This window comes from Streptomyces aurantiacus, assembly GCF_027107535.1.
In the GTDB taxonomy this organism is placed as follows: domain Bacteria; phylum Actinomycetota; class Actinomycetes; order Streptomycetales; family Streptomycetaceae; genus Streptomyces.
On the sequence record NZ_CP114283.1, the window covers coordinates 2630090 to 2643060 of the forward strand.

At 71.7% G+C, this 12971-nt stretch carries 14 protein-coding genes; 6 read left to right on the forward strand and 8 right to left on the reverse strand.

Annotated elements, in window-relative coordinates; translation table 11 throughout:
- Positions 1-220: 220 nt before the first annotated feature.
- The 4 genes from O1Q96_RS13355 to O1Q96_RS13370 all read right to left on the reverse strand — a co-directional run bounded on the left by O1Q96_RS13355 (position 221) and on the right by O1Q96_RS13370 (position 1962).
- Positions 221-517 carry a hypothetical protein gene (locus O1Q96_RS13355; protein ID WP_269248383.1) on the reverse strand — a complete coding sequence of 99 codons (297 nt, stop codon included), beginning with the start codon at positions 515-517 and terminating at the stop codon, positions 221-223.
- 127 nt (positions 518-644) lie between these two features.
- Positions 645-974, reverse strand: a complete 330-nt coding sequence (locus O1Q96_RS13360; RefSeq protein WP_269248384.1) for a DUF202 domain-containing protein — start codon at positions 972-974, stop codon at positions 645-647.
- Positions 971-1363 carry a YidH family protein gene (locus tag O1Q96_RS13365; RefSeq protein WP_269248385.1) on the reverse strand — a complete coding sequence of 131 codons (393 nt, stop codon included), beginning with the start codon at positions 1361-1363 and terminating at the stop codon, positions 971-973. Before O1Q96_RS13365 ends, O1Q96_RS13360 begins: the two co-directional genes overlap by 4 nt.
- A gap of 83 nt (positions 1364-1446) precedes the next feature.
- The gene (locus tag O1Q96_RS13370) at positions 1447-1962 is read right to left on the reverse strand and encodes an NUDIX hydrolase (protein ID WP_269248386.1); all 516 of its coding nucleotides are present in this window, start codon (positions 1960-1962) and stop codon (positions 1447-1449) included.
- 249 nt (positions 1963-2211) lie between these two features.
- Here O1Q96_RS13370 and O1Q96_RS13375 point away from each other — a divergent pair, with 249 nt between their 5' ends.
- The 5 genes from O1Q96_RS13375 (at position 2212) to O1Q96_RS13395 (ending at position 8186) form a co-directional block, all read left to right on the forward strand.
- Complete coding sequence (locus O1Q96_RS13375) at positions 2212-3867, forward strand: FAD-binding dehydrogenase (protein ID WP_269248387.1); 1656 nt, start codon at positions 2212-2214, stop codon at positions 3865-3867.
- Between the two features lie 223 nt (positions 3868-4090).
- Complete coding sequence (locus O1Q96_RS13380; protein ID WP_269248388.1) at positions 4091-5041, forward strand: hypothetical protein; 951 nt, start codon at positions 4091-4093, stop codon at positions 5039-5041.
- Between the two features lie 83 nt (positions 5042-5124).
- Positions 5125-6690: an APC family permease gene (locus O1Q96_RS13385; RefSeq protein WP_269248389.1), complete on the forward strand. Its 1566-nt coding sequence runs from the start codon at positions 5125-5127 to the stop codon at positions 6688-6690.
- Between the two features lie 184 nt (positions 6691-6874).
- On the forward strand, positions 6875-7546 hold the full coding sequence (locus tag O1Q96_RS13390) for a molybdopterin-dependent oxidoreductase (RefSeq protein ID WP_269253587.1): 672 nt from the start codon (positions 6875-6877) through the stop codon (positions 7544-7546).
- Positions 7533-8186, forward strand: a complete 654-nt coding sequence (locus tag O1Q96_RS13395; protein ID WP_269248390.1) for a cytochrome b/b6 domain-containing protein — start codon at positions 7533-7535, stop codon at positions 8184-8186. The genes O1Q96_RS13390 and O1Q96_RS13395 overlap by 14 nt, the downstream gene beginning before the upstream one ends.
- 111 nt (positions 8187-8297) lie before the next feature.
- Here the strand turns inward: O1Q96_RS13395 and O1Q96_RS13400 are convergent, their stop codons facing one another.
- Genes O1Q96_RS13400 through O1Q96_RS13415 form a run of 4 tightly spaced genes read right to left on the reverse strand, consistent with a single transcriptional unit; the run spans position 8298 to position 12113 of the window.
- Positions 8298-9332, reverse strand: coding sequence for an L-idonate 5-dehydrogenase (locus O1Q96_RS13400; RefSeq protein ID WP_269248391.1), 1035 nt, complete (start codon positions 9330-9332; stop codon positions 8298-8300).
- Positions 9333-9361: 29 nt separating this feature from the next.
- Entirely contained in the window at positions 9362-10120 is a 759-nt protein-coding gene (locus tag O1Q96_RS13405) for an SDR family oxidoreductase (RefSeq protein ID WP_269248392.1), read from the reverse strand.
- 47 nt (positions 10121-10167) lie between these two features.
- The gene (locus O1Q96_RS13410; protein ID WP_269248393.1) at positions 10168-11565 is read right to left on the reverse strand and encodes a GntT/GntP/DsdX family permease; all 1398 of its coding nucleotides are present in this window, start codon (positions 11563-11565) and stop codon (positions 10168-10170) included.
- Positions 11566-11603: 38 nt separating this feature from the next.
- Positions 11604-12113, reverse strand: a complete 510-nt coding sequence (locus O1Q96_RS13415) for a gluconokinase (RefSeq protein ID WP_269248394.1) — start codon at positions 12111-12113, stop codon at positions 11604-11606.
- A gap of 149 nt (positions 12114-12262) precedes the next feature.
- Here O1Q96_RS13415 and O1Q96_RS13420 point away from each other — a divergent pair, with 149 nt between their 5' ends.
- On the forward strand, positions 12263-12970 hold the full coding sequence (locus tag O1Q96_RS13420) for a FadR/GntR family transcriptional regulator (RefSeq protein WP_269248395.1): 708 nt from the start codon (positions 12263-12265) through the stop codon (positions 12968-12970).
- Position 12971 lies beyond the last annotated feature (1 nt).

Here is a 12971-nt window from a genome sequence, read left to right on the forward strand (position 1 = left end):
TGCCGTCCAGTGCGGGGACGAAACGTGATCGGCGTCTCGGTCGCGAAGAACCCCCCGAACCGTGACGGCTCGGAGGGTTCCGTTGATCCGCGCCCTGCGCCCGCTCAAGCGGACTGGGCGAAGTGCGGTGCGGTGTGCCGGTGCCCCGAAGGGGCGCGGGGAACGGTGCGACCAGCCACGACGGGCCCGCAGTCGATGCACCGGACCTCCAGCGGGGCGCTCAGTGGTCGTCCCAGTGCCCGTCGTGCCGGGCGTGGCGATGACCGTCATGAACGTAGTCCACGTGGTCGCCGTGCGTCACGGCCGGGTGCCCGCAGGCGTCGCCGTGCTCGTGGCCGTGCCCGTCGTGGGCGACGTGGCCGCCCGGTTCGCACTCGTCCCAGTGCTCCGAGTGCTCGCGGTGCAGATGCCCGTCGTGCGCGTAGTCGACGTGGTCGCCGTGCGGTACCTCGGTGTGCCCGCAGCCGGGGCCGTGGGCGTGCTCGTGCGAGGTGTGTTCCTGGTGGAGGGTGGTCATGGTGCTCACCTTCGGAGGTGCGGAGTGTGACGCCGGGCAGGCTAGCCACATGTACAGCAACATATCCGCCCAAACCGGATCGTGCGGTGTCGTGGTTTCCCCGGAGGGACACAGGCGGTCCGGGACATCACAGGACGAGGGCCACGGCGCAGAGGGCCAGGGCGATCGTGCACAGGGCCGCGGTGCTCGCGTGCCTCGGCGTGAACGCCGCCGGCGGTACGCCCTCGGACAGGGTGCGGATCCGCCGGTGCGCCACGGCGAGGAACCCCAGCCACAGCCCGCAGCACAGCGCGCACACCACGATCGCCGTCGCGCTCGGCCCCTCGTGCAGGGCGGACTTCCCGGCGAGGACGGCGACCACGGTCGCCGCGAGGGTGGTACGCCGCCAGGCCAGGCGCGTCCGCTCCGGCTGGAGTCCGGGGTCCCGGCCCCCGGACTCCAGGGGGCCGGCCGTCACCCCTCCCACCCGACCAGCACGACCACGATCATCGCGACGGCCACCAGGGCCACTCCGATGCTCAGCAGCGCCGGGAAACGGGACACCGGCAGGTCCTCGCCCCGGCGCATCGCGCGCTCGCAGCGGACCCAGTGGTTCACCGAGCGCAGCGCGCACAGCACCCCGGCGGCCAGCAGCCCGAGCGCCAGCCCGGCCCGCCACGCCCACCGCAGATCGGGCAGGAACTGGTCCACGGCGAAGCCGCCGCCGATCAGGGCCAGCGAGGTCCGCAGCCACGCCAGGAACGTCCGCTCGTTCGCCAGCGAGAACCGGTAGTCGGGGGTGCCGCCCTCCTCCTTGATCCGCTCGGGCGCGAACCACAGCCGGACGGTCTGCACGAAATGGATCACATCGGCGACCCTACCGGGGGCCGCGGACCCCTCGGGGGCGCGGGGAACCACGCGACCATCCCCCGCTCAGGCGCGGACGCCGCTCAGCCCGTCTCCCGCAGAGCCCGCAGCCGCTCGTACGCGGCCAGCCCGTCCGGCACCCATTCCCACTCCGTCAGCCGCTCCCGCACCTCGGCCTCCGGCAGGAACGCGTGCCAGGCGACCTCCTCCACCTGGGGACTCACCGGCACCGGGCACCGCACCTCGTACACGGCCGACCACCAGCTCCTCCCGGCGCCGTCCTCGTACAGGAACTTGAACAGGAACTCCGGACGGGCGAGTCCCCGGACACCGAGTTCCTCCTCGGCCTCCCGCAGGGCCGCGTCGTCGTAGCTCTCGCCCGCGCCGACGACCCCGCCCACGAACATGTCGTACAGGGAGGGGAAGACCAGCTTGTCCGGCGTGCGCCGGTGCACGAAGAGCCGCCCGGCCGCGTCCTTGACCTGGATGAACGCGCATCGATGCCGCAGCCCGCGCGCGTACACGTCCCCGCGCCGGGCCCGGCCCACCACCACGTCGTGCTCGTCGACGACGTCGAGAATCTCGTCAGCGGAACTCATCCGGCCATCAAAGCAGCAGGCGCGGCGCGGCACGCCGCACGTCAGCGCGGCTGCAGCCCCCGCAGCCGCTGCCCGGAGACGGTGCCGCTCGGCATCGCGGGGGTGCGGTCCGAGCAGCACGACGCACACCACGATCCCGGCGAGCCCTGAGGCCTCCCGGGCCGGCGCCCTGGAACCCGGCAGTTGACGGGGTCACTCCGGTGCCCAAGGATCTGACCGACCGGTAACAAGGCCTAGGAGGACCTGCTCATGGCGTACGACGCAGACGTGATCGTGATCGGAGCGGGCCTCGCGGGGCTCGCGGCGACTGCGGAGCTCGTCGATGCGGGGCGCAAGGTGATCCTCCTCGACCAGGAGCCGGAGCAGTCGATCGGCGGCCAGGCGCACTGGTCGTTCGGCGGCCTGTTCTTCGTGAACTCCCCCGAGCAGCGCCGGATGCGCATCAAGGACAGCCACGCGCTGGCCCTCCAGGACTGGATGGGCACCGCCGGGTTCGACCGCGCGGAGGACCACTGGCCCCGCAGGTGGGCCGAGGCCTACGTCGACTTCGCGGCCGGCGAGAAGCGGAGCTGGCTGCACAAGCAGGGCGTCCGCTGGTTCCCGGTGGTCGGCTGGGCCGAGCGTGGCGGCTACGACGCCAACGGCCACGGCAACTCCGTGCCGCGCTTCCACATCACCTGGGGCACGGGCCCCGGTCTCGTCGCCCCCTTCGAGCGCCGGGTCCGCGAGGGCGTCGCGCGGGGCCTCGTACAGCTCAAGTTCCGCCACCGGGTCACGGGCCTGTCCCGCAGCGCGGGCACCGTCGACACCGTGAGCGGGGAGGTCCTGGAGCCGTCGGGCGTCGAGCGGGGCAGGGCCAGCAGCCGCACCGTCGCCGGCGCCTTCGAGTTCCGGGCGCAGGCGGTGATCGTCACCTCGGGCGGCATCGGCGGCAACCACGAGCTCGTCCGCGCCAACTGGCCGGAGCGGCTGGGGAATCCGCCCGAGCGGATGATCTCCGGCGTGCCCGCGCACGTGGACGGCGAGATGCTCGCCATCGCGGAGGGCTCCGGCGCCCGTCTGATCAACCGCGACCGCATGTGGCACTACACCGAGGGCATCCAGAACTGGAACCCCATCTGGGAGAACCACGGCATCCGCATCCTGCCCGGCCCGTCGTCCCTGTGGCTGGACGCCCGCGGCAACCGGCTGCCCGTACCGCTGTTCCCGGGCTTCGACACGCTCGGCACGCTCGAGCACATCATGCGGACCGGGTACGACTACACGTGGTTCGTGCTCGACCAGAAGATCATCGGCAAGGAGTTCGCGCTCTCCGGATCCGAGCAGAACCCCGACCTCACCGGCAAGTCCGTCAAGGGCGTCTTCCAGCGGGCCCGGGCCGATGTGCCGGGGCCGGTGCAGGCGTTCATGGACAAGGGCGCGGACTTCGTCGTCGAGAAGGACCTGGGCGCACTCGTCCGAGGCATGAACGCGCTCACCAAGGAGCCGCTCATCGACGAGGCCGCGCTGCGGCGCGAGATCACTTCGCGCGACCGGGAGATCGCCAACCCGTTCACCAAGGACCTCCAGGTGACGGCGGTCCGCGGCGCCCGCGCCTACCTCGGCGACAAGCTGATCCGCACGGCCACCCCGCACCGCATCCTCGACCCCAAGGCCGGGCCGCTCATCGCCGTGCGCCTCAACATCCTCACCCGCAAGACACTCGGCGGCCTGGAGACCGACCTCTCGTCCCGCGTGCTGACCGAGGGCGGCGACCCGCTGTCCGGGGTCTACGCGGCGGGGGAGGCGGCCGGGTTCGGTGGCGGCGGAGTGCACGGCTACCGGTCCCTGGAGGGCACGTTCCTCGGCGGTTGCCTTTTCTCCGGGCGTACGGCCGGGCGGGCCGCGGCGAAGGCCGTGAACTGACGGGGCCCCGGCGGGCGGTGACGACCGGTCGAACGGCGGGACCAACTCACGGTACCCGGCGGTAGTTTGAGGCGTGTCTGCAACCAAGCAGGCCTTGACGTGAACCCTTGGTGGAGGGTTGGCTGTCCGTGATCGACCGCTGACAAAACCAGTCATCGGTGAATGTCAACCGGTTGCACAAAACAGACACTGAATTAGCGCGTCGTGTGAGGAAGTTCCCGCGGTGTCTCCACCCCCTCCACCCCTCGGCCGCGCCCGCAAGCGCGCGGCCCAGGCCTTCGACGCCGCACTGGACGACGCCGAACTCGTTGCCGCCCGTGCCGCGTTGGCCCAGGGCCGGTGGACCGCCGTACGTGCCCTGCTGGTCGAGACCGGCGACGACTGGGACCGTCGCGGGCACCGCGTCACGACGCTCGCGCGGGAGAGCGGCACGCTGGCCTGGGCCCGCGACTGGCAGCTCGCCGAACCCGAGTCGGGGGACGCCGCGGTGCTGCTCGCCGTCGCCACCGTCCAACGCGCCCTGAACGGCAAGGACAAGCCCACCAGGGCGCGTGAGGCATGCCGCAGCGCGGCGGCGGCTCTGCCCGCCGACCCCACGCCCTGGCTCGGACTGCTGATGCTGGAGCGTGTCCTCGGCGCCGAGCAGGACGTGGTCCAGCTCTTCGACGAGGTCCGGCACCGGTTCCCCGACCACCACCACGCCCACCACCTGATGGTGGCCCGGCTGGCCGAGCGGCGCCCCGACGCCGGGCAGGACCCGCTGCACGAGGTCTACGACTTCGCGACCTGGTCCGCCGAACAGGCCCCCGCCGACTCGCCGCTGGCGATCCTGCCCGTCGTCGCGCACGCCGAGCGCTACCGGGTGCTGGCCGCCGCTGGCAGTGAACCCGCCGACCCCGTGGCGTCCGGGCACTGGGTCGGCCGGCGGGCTCGGCAGGTGATGAAGACGGCCTTCGACTGGTGGCTGGAGTGGGAGCGCGACGACCATCCGCGCAGCCAGCTCGACCTCAACTTCCTCGCCCACGCCAAGTTCTGCGAGGGCCGGGGCGCCGAGGCGGCCGCCCTGTTCCACCGCATCGGATCGCACGCGACCCCGGTGCCGTGGTCGTACCCCGACCGAGACCCGCACAAGGCCTTCCGTGCCGCACGCGACAGCGTGCTCGGCACGGTCTGAACAAACGCCCCAGTACATCGCAGCCACCGAAGCCCCCGAAGCCCCCGAAGCCCCCGAAGCCCCCCCGAAAGGACAACCCCGCCATGACGACGGGCAGTTCGCATACCTCAAGTGCGTCGAGCAAGAGCAGACCGACCGCCGCGGACAGCGGCATCAGTACCTTCAAGGGCCAGGACCGCGCGCTGCGCTCCGACCGGCTCGGCACGGGGGGCCTGCTGCTCTCCGTGCTCGCGGCGACCGCCCCCCTCATGGTGGTCGCGGGTGTCATGCCCACTACATTCGCGGTGATGGGCATCGTCGGCCAGCCACTGCTCTTCGTCCTGCTCGGCGTCGTGCTCGTCCTCTTCAGCGTCGGGTACGCCGAGATGAGCCGCCACGTCCACAACGCGGGCGCCTTCTACGCGTACATCTCCCGGGGACTCGGCGGCATGGCGGGCTCGGGGGCCGCGGCCGTCGCGCTCGTCGCGTACAACGCGCTCCAGATCGGCATCTACGGCATCTTCGGCTTCGAGGTGTCCGGCCTGTTCGCCACCTACCTCGACGTCGAAGTCGCCTGGTGGATACCGGCTTTGGCGGCCGCGCTCCTCGTCGGCGCACTCGGCTGGCTGAAGATCGACGTCAACGCGCGCGTGCTCGGGGTGCTGCTGCTCATCGAGGTCGCGCTCGTCGTCATCTTCGACATCGCGGCCGTCGCCGACCCCGCCAAGGAAGGCCTGTCGCTGCACGCCTTCAACCCGGACACCCTCACGGGAGCGGGCCTCGGCACCGCCCTGTGCTTCTGCATCGCCGCGTTCCTCGGCTTCGAACAGGCCCCGGTGTACGCGGAGGAGACCAGCCGGCCGCACATCCTGGTCCCGCGCGTGATGTTCCTCGCCATCGGCTTCGTCGCCGTGTTCTTCGCGCTCAGCTCCTGGGCGCTGACCGTCGCCGCGGGCCCCTCCGGGATCGTGGGCGCCGCCCAGAAGCAGAGCGCCGGGCTGCTCTTCTACCTCACCGAGTCACGGCTCGGCGGGACGTTCACCGACGTGCTCCACATCCTGTTCGTGACCGGCATGTTCGCCGCGATGCTCAGCTTCCACAACGTCGTCGCCCGGTACGCCTTCGCCATGGGCCGGGAAGGCCTGCTGCCCTCCGTCTTCGGCCGGACCACCGGCGCGAGCGGCGCACCCGGCACGGGTTCGCTGCTCCAGTCCGTCGTCGCCGTGGTGGTCGTGGCCGCCTTCGCCGTCGCCGACGACAAGCCGGTCGGCGACCCGACCGCGCCCGTCCTGCAGCTCTTCACCTGGATGGGTAACGTCGGCGCGCTCGGCGTCATCGTGCTGATGGCCGCGGCCTCGCTCTCCGTCATCGTCTTCTTCGCCCGCAGGGGCGCCGCGGGCGCCCAGGCCTGGCGCCTGGCCTGCTCGGTGATCGCGGGGATCTCGCTCCTCGTCATCGCCGTCTACACCGTCAAGGACTTCGACGTCCTCGTGGGCGCCGGACCCGGCTCCTCGCTGAGCTGGGTACTGCCCGGCATCATCGTGCTGGCCGCCGCCGCGGGCGTGCTCCAGGGCCTGTTCCTGCGCGCCCGCAAGCCCGAGGCCTACGCCGGGATCGGCCTCGGCAACGAGGCGTTCCAGCTGGACAAGGCGGCCGGGCCCGGCGCCTGAGCACCCGGCCCCGGCCGTCCCGCTCCTGAGAAACCCGTAAGAAAGATTACGGAACACTGACGAGCACCCCCGGCCCCTGGCTTCCCGGGGCCGGGGGTGCTCGAATCGGTGGGTGAACCCGGAACTGTCGTCAGCGCCCGCGGGCGAGCCCGAGGAGGGCGGAGCCCCGGTGGGGCGCCGGCTCATGCTCGGGATGCTCGGGCTCGGTGCCCTGGGCGTGGTGACCGCGCCCACCCTCCAGCGAGGCCTGGAGTCCTTCCTCGGCAACGCCGCGGACAAGGACCCCACGGGGCTGACCGGCCTCCTCCCCAACGGCGGCGGCTTCCGCTACTACTCGGTCACCTCCTCCGTCCCGCGCAAGGACGAGGACTCGTACCGTCTGAAGATCGACGGCCTGGTCGACCGCCCCGGCACCTACACCCTGGCCGACCTGCGGGCCCTGCCGCAGACACGGATGGTCCGCGACGTCCAGTGCGTCACCGGCTGGCGGGTGCCGGGCACGCCCTTCGAGGGCGTACGGCTGTCCCGGTTGCTGGACGCCGCGGGAGTGCGTTCCTCGGCCGGTGCGGTGCGCTTCACCTGCTTCGACGGCGCGTACTCGGAGAGCCTGACCCTGTCCCAGGCCCGCCGCGCCGACGTCCTCGTCGCCCTGCGCATGCAGGACAAGGACCTGAACCACTCCCACGGCGGCCCGGTCCGCCTCTACGTCGCCCCCATGTACTTCTACAAGTCCGCGAAATGGCTGTCCGGCATCACCGTGACGTCGGACGTCCGTCCCGGCTACTGGGAGGAGCGGGGCTACGACGTGGACGCGTGGGTGGGCCGATCGAACGGACGGGACGATGACGCGACCTGAGACCGACGCCTCGCGGGCCCCGGACACCGGGGAGCGCTTCGCGGCCTCGGTCCGCGTGCGCCGCTTCTCGCCCGCCGAACGGTGGGTGCACCGGGCGACGGCCCTCCTGATGGGGCTCTGCGTACTGACCGCGGCCTGCCTCTACCTGCCCCAGCTCGCCGAACTCGTCGGCCGCCGCGAACTGGTCGTCACCGTGCACGAGTGGTCGGGGCTGCTGATTCCGGTGCCCGTCCTCGCCGGGCTCGTCTCGCGCGCCTTCCGGGCGGACCTGCGGCTGCTCAACCGCTTCGGGCCGCACGACCGCGTCTGGCTGCGTTCCGCGCTGCGCCGTGACGCACGGCCCGGGGCGCGGCCCGCCGGGAAGTTCAACGCCGGGCAGAAGACGTACGCGGCGTGGATCGCCGGTGCCGTCCTGGTCATGCTCGGCACGGGGCTGCTCATGTGGTTCACCCACCTCGCCCCGCTGGTCTGGCGCACGAGTGCGACCTTCGTCCACGACTGGCTCGCGCTGGCCATCGGCATCGTCCTCGCGGGACACATCGGGATGGCCCTCGCCCGCCCGGAGTCCCGGCGGGGCCTGCGGACGGGGTCGGTCAGCCGCGAGTGGGCGGAGCGGGAACACCCGCTGTGGCGGCCCTAGGCCGACAGGGCCTGGCGCCGGCCTCCGGCTTGCGGCGTCTTGACGAAGGTGTGCGCAAGCCCGCGGGTCGTGCGTGGCTGGGCGCGCGGTTCCCCGTGCCCCTTCCAGGGCTCAGGTGTCGTCCCCGAAGTCCAGCAGGACCTTGCAGGACTCGGCGCGGTCCGCCGCGAGGGCGAAGGCCGACTCCGCCTCGCCCAGCGGGACCACCGCGCTGATCAGCCGGTCGAGACGCGGCTGCTCGGCGAGGAGCGCGAGCGCCTCGTCGAACTCCCCGTCGAAGCGGAAGGCTCCCCGCAGTTCGATCTCACGGCTGACGACGAGGTTGCCGGCGAAGAGGCTCTGGCCGGGGGGCAGCATGCCGAGCTGGACGACGACCCCGCCGCGCCGCACCAGGCGCAGGCAGGTGTCGAGCCCGGCGGCGACGCCGGAGGCCTCGACGGCCGCGTCCACCTCGGCGGGCCAGTCGGGCGAGGAGGGCACGTCCGCGCGTACGGCCGCGTCCGCGCCGGCCGCCACCGCGTACTCCAGGGCCCGCGGCAGCAGGTCCGTGACCGTCACCCGAGCGGCGCCCGCCGCCTTCGCCGCCGCGACGACCAGACAGCCGATGGGACCGGCGCCGGTCACGAGGACGTGCTTCCCGGCGATGTCACCGGCCCGTCGTACCGCGTGCAGTGCGACCGACAGCGGCTCGGCCAACGCGGCCCGCCGCAGGGGCAGTCCGGCGGGCAGCGGCCTCAACTGCCCGGCCGGTACCACGACCTGGGCCGCGAATCCGCCCTGCACGTGCGGGGTGCGGGCCGCGCTGCCGAGGTAGCGGGTGTCGCGGCACACGTTCCGGCGGCCCGCGGCGCACTCCGGGCACTCCCCGCACGGCGTGGCCGGGTGCACGGCGACGGCCGTACCCGGTGCGGGAAGGCCACTGCCGCCGCCACCGTACGAGAGCACGGTGCCCACGACCTCGTGACCGAGGACCATCGGCTCGCGGAGCCGGAAGTCGCCGACCCCGCCGTGGCGCCAGTAGTGGAGATCGGATCCGCACACCCCGCCGTACCGCACGGCGACGAGTGCCTCGCCGGGTCCGGCGACGGGAGCCGCGAGGTCCTCCACGCGCAGGTCCCCCTGGCCGTGGATCACGCAACCGAGCATCGGGAAAGCCCCTTTCAGGCTCTGCGGACTCACAGGACGCTGGTCATACCGCCGTCGACGTACAGCACCTGACCGCTGACGAAGTCCGCCGCCGGGGAGGCGAGGAACAGCACGCCGCCCACCAGGTCCTCCGTGCGGCCCCAGCGGCCGGCCGGGGTCCGTCGCCGGACCCACGCGCTGAACTCGGGGTCGTCGACGAGGGGTTGGGTGAGTTCGGTCTCGATGTAGCCGGGGCCGAGCCCGTTCACCTGGACCCCGGAGGGCCCCCAGTCGGCGCACATGCCCTTGGTGAGCATCTTCAACGCGCCCTTGGTGGCGGCGTACGGCGCGATCCCGGGCCGTGCCACCTCGCTCTGCAGCGAGCAGATGTTGACGATCTTGCCGTGACCGCGCGCCGTCATACCCCGTGCGGCCTCGCGGCCCACGAGGAACGCGCTCGTCAGATTGGTGTCGAGGATGCGGTGCCAGTCGGCGTCGGCGAACTCCAGGAGCGGCGCCCGCAGTTGCATTCCCGCGTTGTTGACGAGGATGTCCAGTGGACCCACCCGCTCCTCGACGTCCGCCATCCCGGCCGCGACCGACGGCCCGTTGGTGACGTCGAAGGCGGCCGTGTGGATCGCGCCGGGCAGCTCCGCGGCGGCCGCGGCGAGCCGGCCGGTGTCGCGGCCGTGGAGCACCACCGTGCAGCCCGCCTCCGCGAGGCCCCGGGCCAGCGCGAGGCCGATGCCCCGGCTGGACCCGGTGACCAGTGCGGTGCGGCCGGTGATGTCGAAGAGAGGATGGGTCATCGACGTGACTTTCTGTTCGGGCCGGCCGGATCAGCTGTCGATGCCGGCTAGATCACCAGCGACAGCAGCATGACCAGGCCTCCGGCGACCACCGAGATGATGGTCTCCATGACCGACCAGGTCTTGAGGGTCTGGCCGACGCTGAGGCCGAAGTACTCCTTGACCAGCCAGAAACCGGCGTCGTTCACATGGCTGAAGAACAGCGAACCGGCCCCGATCGCGAGGACGAGCAGCGAAGCGTGCGCGGTCGACATGTCGGCCGCGAGCGGTGCGACGAGACCGGCCGCCGAGATGGTGGCGACGGTCGCGGAACCGGTCGCGAGCCGGATCGCCACCGCGATCAGCCAGGCCAGCAGCAGCGCGGGGATCGACCAGTCCTTGGATATGTCCAGGATCATCTGGCCCACACCGGAGTCGATGAGCGTCTGCTTGAAGCCGCCGCCCGCACCGACGATCAGCAGGATGCCCGCGATCGGCGCGAGGGACTTCTCGACGGTCGAGGAGATCCTGTCCTTGGTGAAACCGGCCGCCCGCCCGAGGGTGAAGATGGCGACGAGCACGGCGGCGAGCAGGGCGATCAGCGGCGAGCCGATCACGTCGAAGACCCGCTGGACCATGTTGTCCGGGTCGTCGATGACGATGTCCACCAGCGCCTTGGCCAGCATCAGGACGACCGGCAGCATCACGGTGGCGATGGTGACGCCGAAGCCGGGGCGCTTCTCCAGGTCCTCGGAGGCGCGCTGGGGGATCATCTTCTCCGGGGCGGGGACGTCGACCCAGCGGGCCGCGTACTTGGAGAAGAGCGGGCCCGCGATGATCACCGTCGGGATGGCGACCAGGATACCGAGGGCGAGGGTGACACCGAGGTTCGCCTTGACCGCGTCGATCGCGACCAGCGGACCGGGGTGCGGCGGGATCAGCCCGTGCATCACGGACAGCCCCGCGAGCGCCGGGATGCCGATGCGCATCAGCGAGTAGTTGCCCCGCTTGGCGACCATCAGCACGACCGGGATGAGCAGCACGATGCCGACCTCGAAGAACAGCGGCAGCCCGATCACCGAGGCGATCAGCACCATCGCCCAGGGCATCGCGCGCCCGCTCGCCCTGGCGAGGATCGTGTCGACGATCTGGTCGGCGCCGCCGGAGTCCGCGAGGAGCTTGCCGAGTATCGCGCCGAGGGCGATCAGCACGCCCACGCCTGCGACGGTCGAACCGAGACCGGCCGAGAAGCTGGCGATCGCCTTGTCGAGCGGGGCCCCGGCGAAGGCGCCGAGCGCCAGTGACCCGATGGTCAGCGCGAGGAAGGCGTGCAGCCTGAACTTGGTGATGAGCAGGACGATGACGGCGATGCCCGCCAGAACGGCGATGCCCAGCTGAGCGTGGCCCGCCGAGGTGATCGGCTCGACGGGGTCCGCTGCCAGCATCTCGACGCTGAGTCTGGTCACGGTGCTTTTCCTTGGGTGGGAGGGGGAGTCTGTGGGGGTTACCGGGGGAGGCCGCGCAGCGCGGCCACAGCCCGGTCGGTGATCTCGTCGGGGCTGCCGGAGACGTCCACGGCGACACCCGTCTCGTCCGCCTGGAGCGGCTGGAGGGTGGCGAACTGGGAGTCGAGGAGCGCCGTGGGCATGAAGTGGCCCTTGCGGTGCGCCATCCGGTCCTCGATGAGCTCACGGTCACCGGTGAGGTGGAGGAAGACGACGTCGGGGGCGGCCGACCTGATGCGGTCGCGGTAGTCCCGCTTCAGCGCGGAGCAGCTGACCACACCGCCGAGTCCGGCTCGCCCGTGTGCCCAGGCGCCGATGGCGTCCAGCCAGGGAGCGCGGTCCTCGTCGGTGAGGGGAGTCCCGGCCGTCATCTTGGCGATGTTGGACTCGGGATGGAAGTCGTCGGCCTCGGCGTAGGGAACGTCGAGACGGCCCGCCAGCAGGGGTCCGATGGTGGTCTTGCCCGTGCCTGCCACACCCATGACCACGACGACGTGGGGGGTAGTCATTGCTGCCTCGCTGTCTTCTTCGACATCGGATGAACGTCGGGTGCCGCATCCGTCACGACACTGAAACCCATAGGTCAGATGAATTCAAGAGTCTGAGACATATAAGTCTGACTTTTTGTTCCCCCTCTTCGCCTCGTAGGCTGAACCTCATGAGCACACCGGGCCGGGGGCTGCACGGCCATGTACTGGAGAGCCTCGGTCCCTCGATCACCGCGGGCGAATACCCCGCCGGCAGCGTGCTGCGCACCGACGAACTGGCGCAGCGGTTCGAGGTGTCACGCTCCGTGATGCGCGAAGCCGTGCGTGTCCTGGAATCGATGCATCTGGTCGAGTCCCGGCGCCGGGTCGGCGTGACCGTGCGTCCCGCGCACGAGTGGAACGTCTACGACCCCCAGGTCATCCGGTGGCGTCTTGCGGGCGCCGACCGGCCGCGTCAGCTGCGCTCGCTGACCATGCTGCGCTGCGCCGTGGAGCCCGTCGCCGCGGGCCTCGCCGCCAAGTACGCCACGGCCGAGCAGTGCGCCGAACTCACCGAGTGCGCCCTCGGCATGGTGGCCAACTCACGCGGCCACAAGCTGGAGGGGTACCTCGTCCACGACATCGCCTTCCACCGGATCGTGCTGCGGGCGTCGGGCAACGAGATGTTCGCCCGGCTCGGCGACGTCGTCGCGGAAGTTCTGGCGGGCCGCACCCACCACCAGGTGATGTTCGAGGACCCCGACCCGGCCGCGGTCACCTTGCACGTGCAGGTCGCGGAGGCCGTCCGGGCGGGTGACGCGGTCCGGGCGGAGGAGCTGACCCGGGAGGTCGTGCTGGGCGCACTCCAGGAGCTGGACATCCTCAGCCCGGAGTCCTGAG

Bases quoted from the DNA above. Each gene is read 5' to 3' on its own strand.
- O1Q96_RS13415 (WP_269248394.1), bottom strand. From the start codon at position 12,113: ATGACTACCCCCCACGTCGTCGTGGTCATGGGTGTGGCAGGCACGGGC.
- O1Q96_RS13395 (WP_269248390.1), top strand. From the start codon at position 7,533: ATGACGCGACCTGAGACCGACGCCTCGCGGGCCCCGGACACCGGGGAG.
- O1Q96_RS13400 (WP_269248391.1), bottom strand. From the start codon at position 9,332: ATGCTCGGTTGCGTGATCCACGGCCAGGGGGACCTGCGCGTGGAGGAC.
- O1Q96_RS13390 (WP_269253587.1), top strand. From the start codon at position 6,875: ATGCTCGGGATGCTCGGGCTCGGTGCCCTGGGCGTGGTGACCGCGCCC.
- O1Q96_RS13385 (WP_269248389.1), top strand. From the start codon at position 5,125: ATGACGACGGGCAGTTCGCATACCTCAAGTGCGTCGAGCAAGAGCAGA.
- O1Q96_RS13405 (WP_269248392.1), bottom strand. From the start codon at position 10,120: ATGACCCATCCTCTCTTCGACATCACCGGCCGCACCGCACTGGTCACC.
- O1Q96_RS13420 (WP_269248395.1), top strand. From the start codon at position 12,263: ATGAGCACACCGGGCCGGGGGCTGCACGGCCATGTACTGGAGAGCCTC.
- O1Q96_RS13370 (WP_269248386.1), bottom strand. From the start codon at position 1,962: ATGAGTTCCGCTGACGAGATTCTCGACGTCGTCGACGAGCACGACGTG.
- O1Q96_RS13355 (WP_269248383.1), bottom strand. From the start codon at position 517: ATGACCACCCTCCACCAGGAACACACCTCGCACGAGCACGCCCACGGC.
- O1Q96_RS13375 (WP_269248387.1), top strand. From the start codon at position 2,212: ATGGCGTACGACGCAGACGTGATCGTGATCGGAGCGGGCCTCGCGGGG.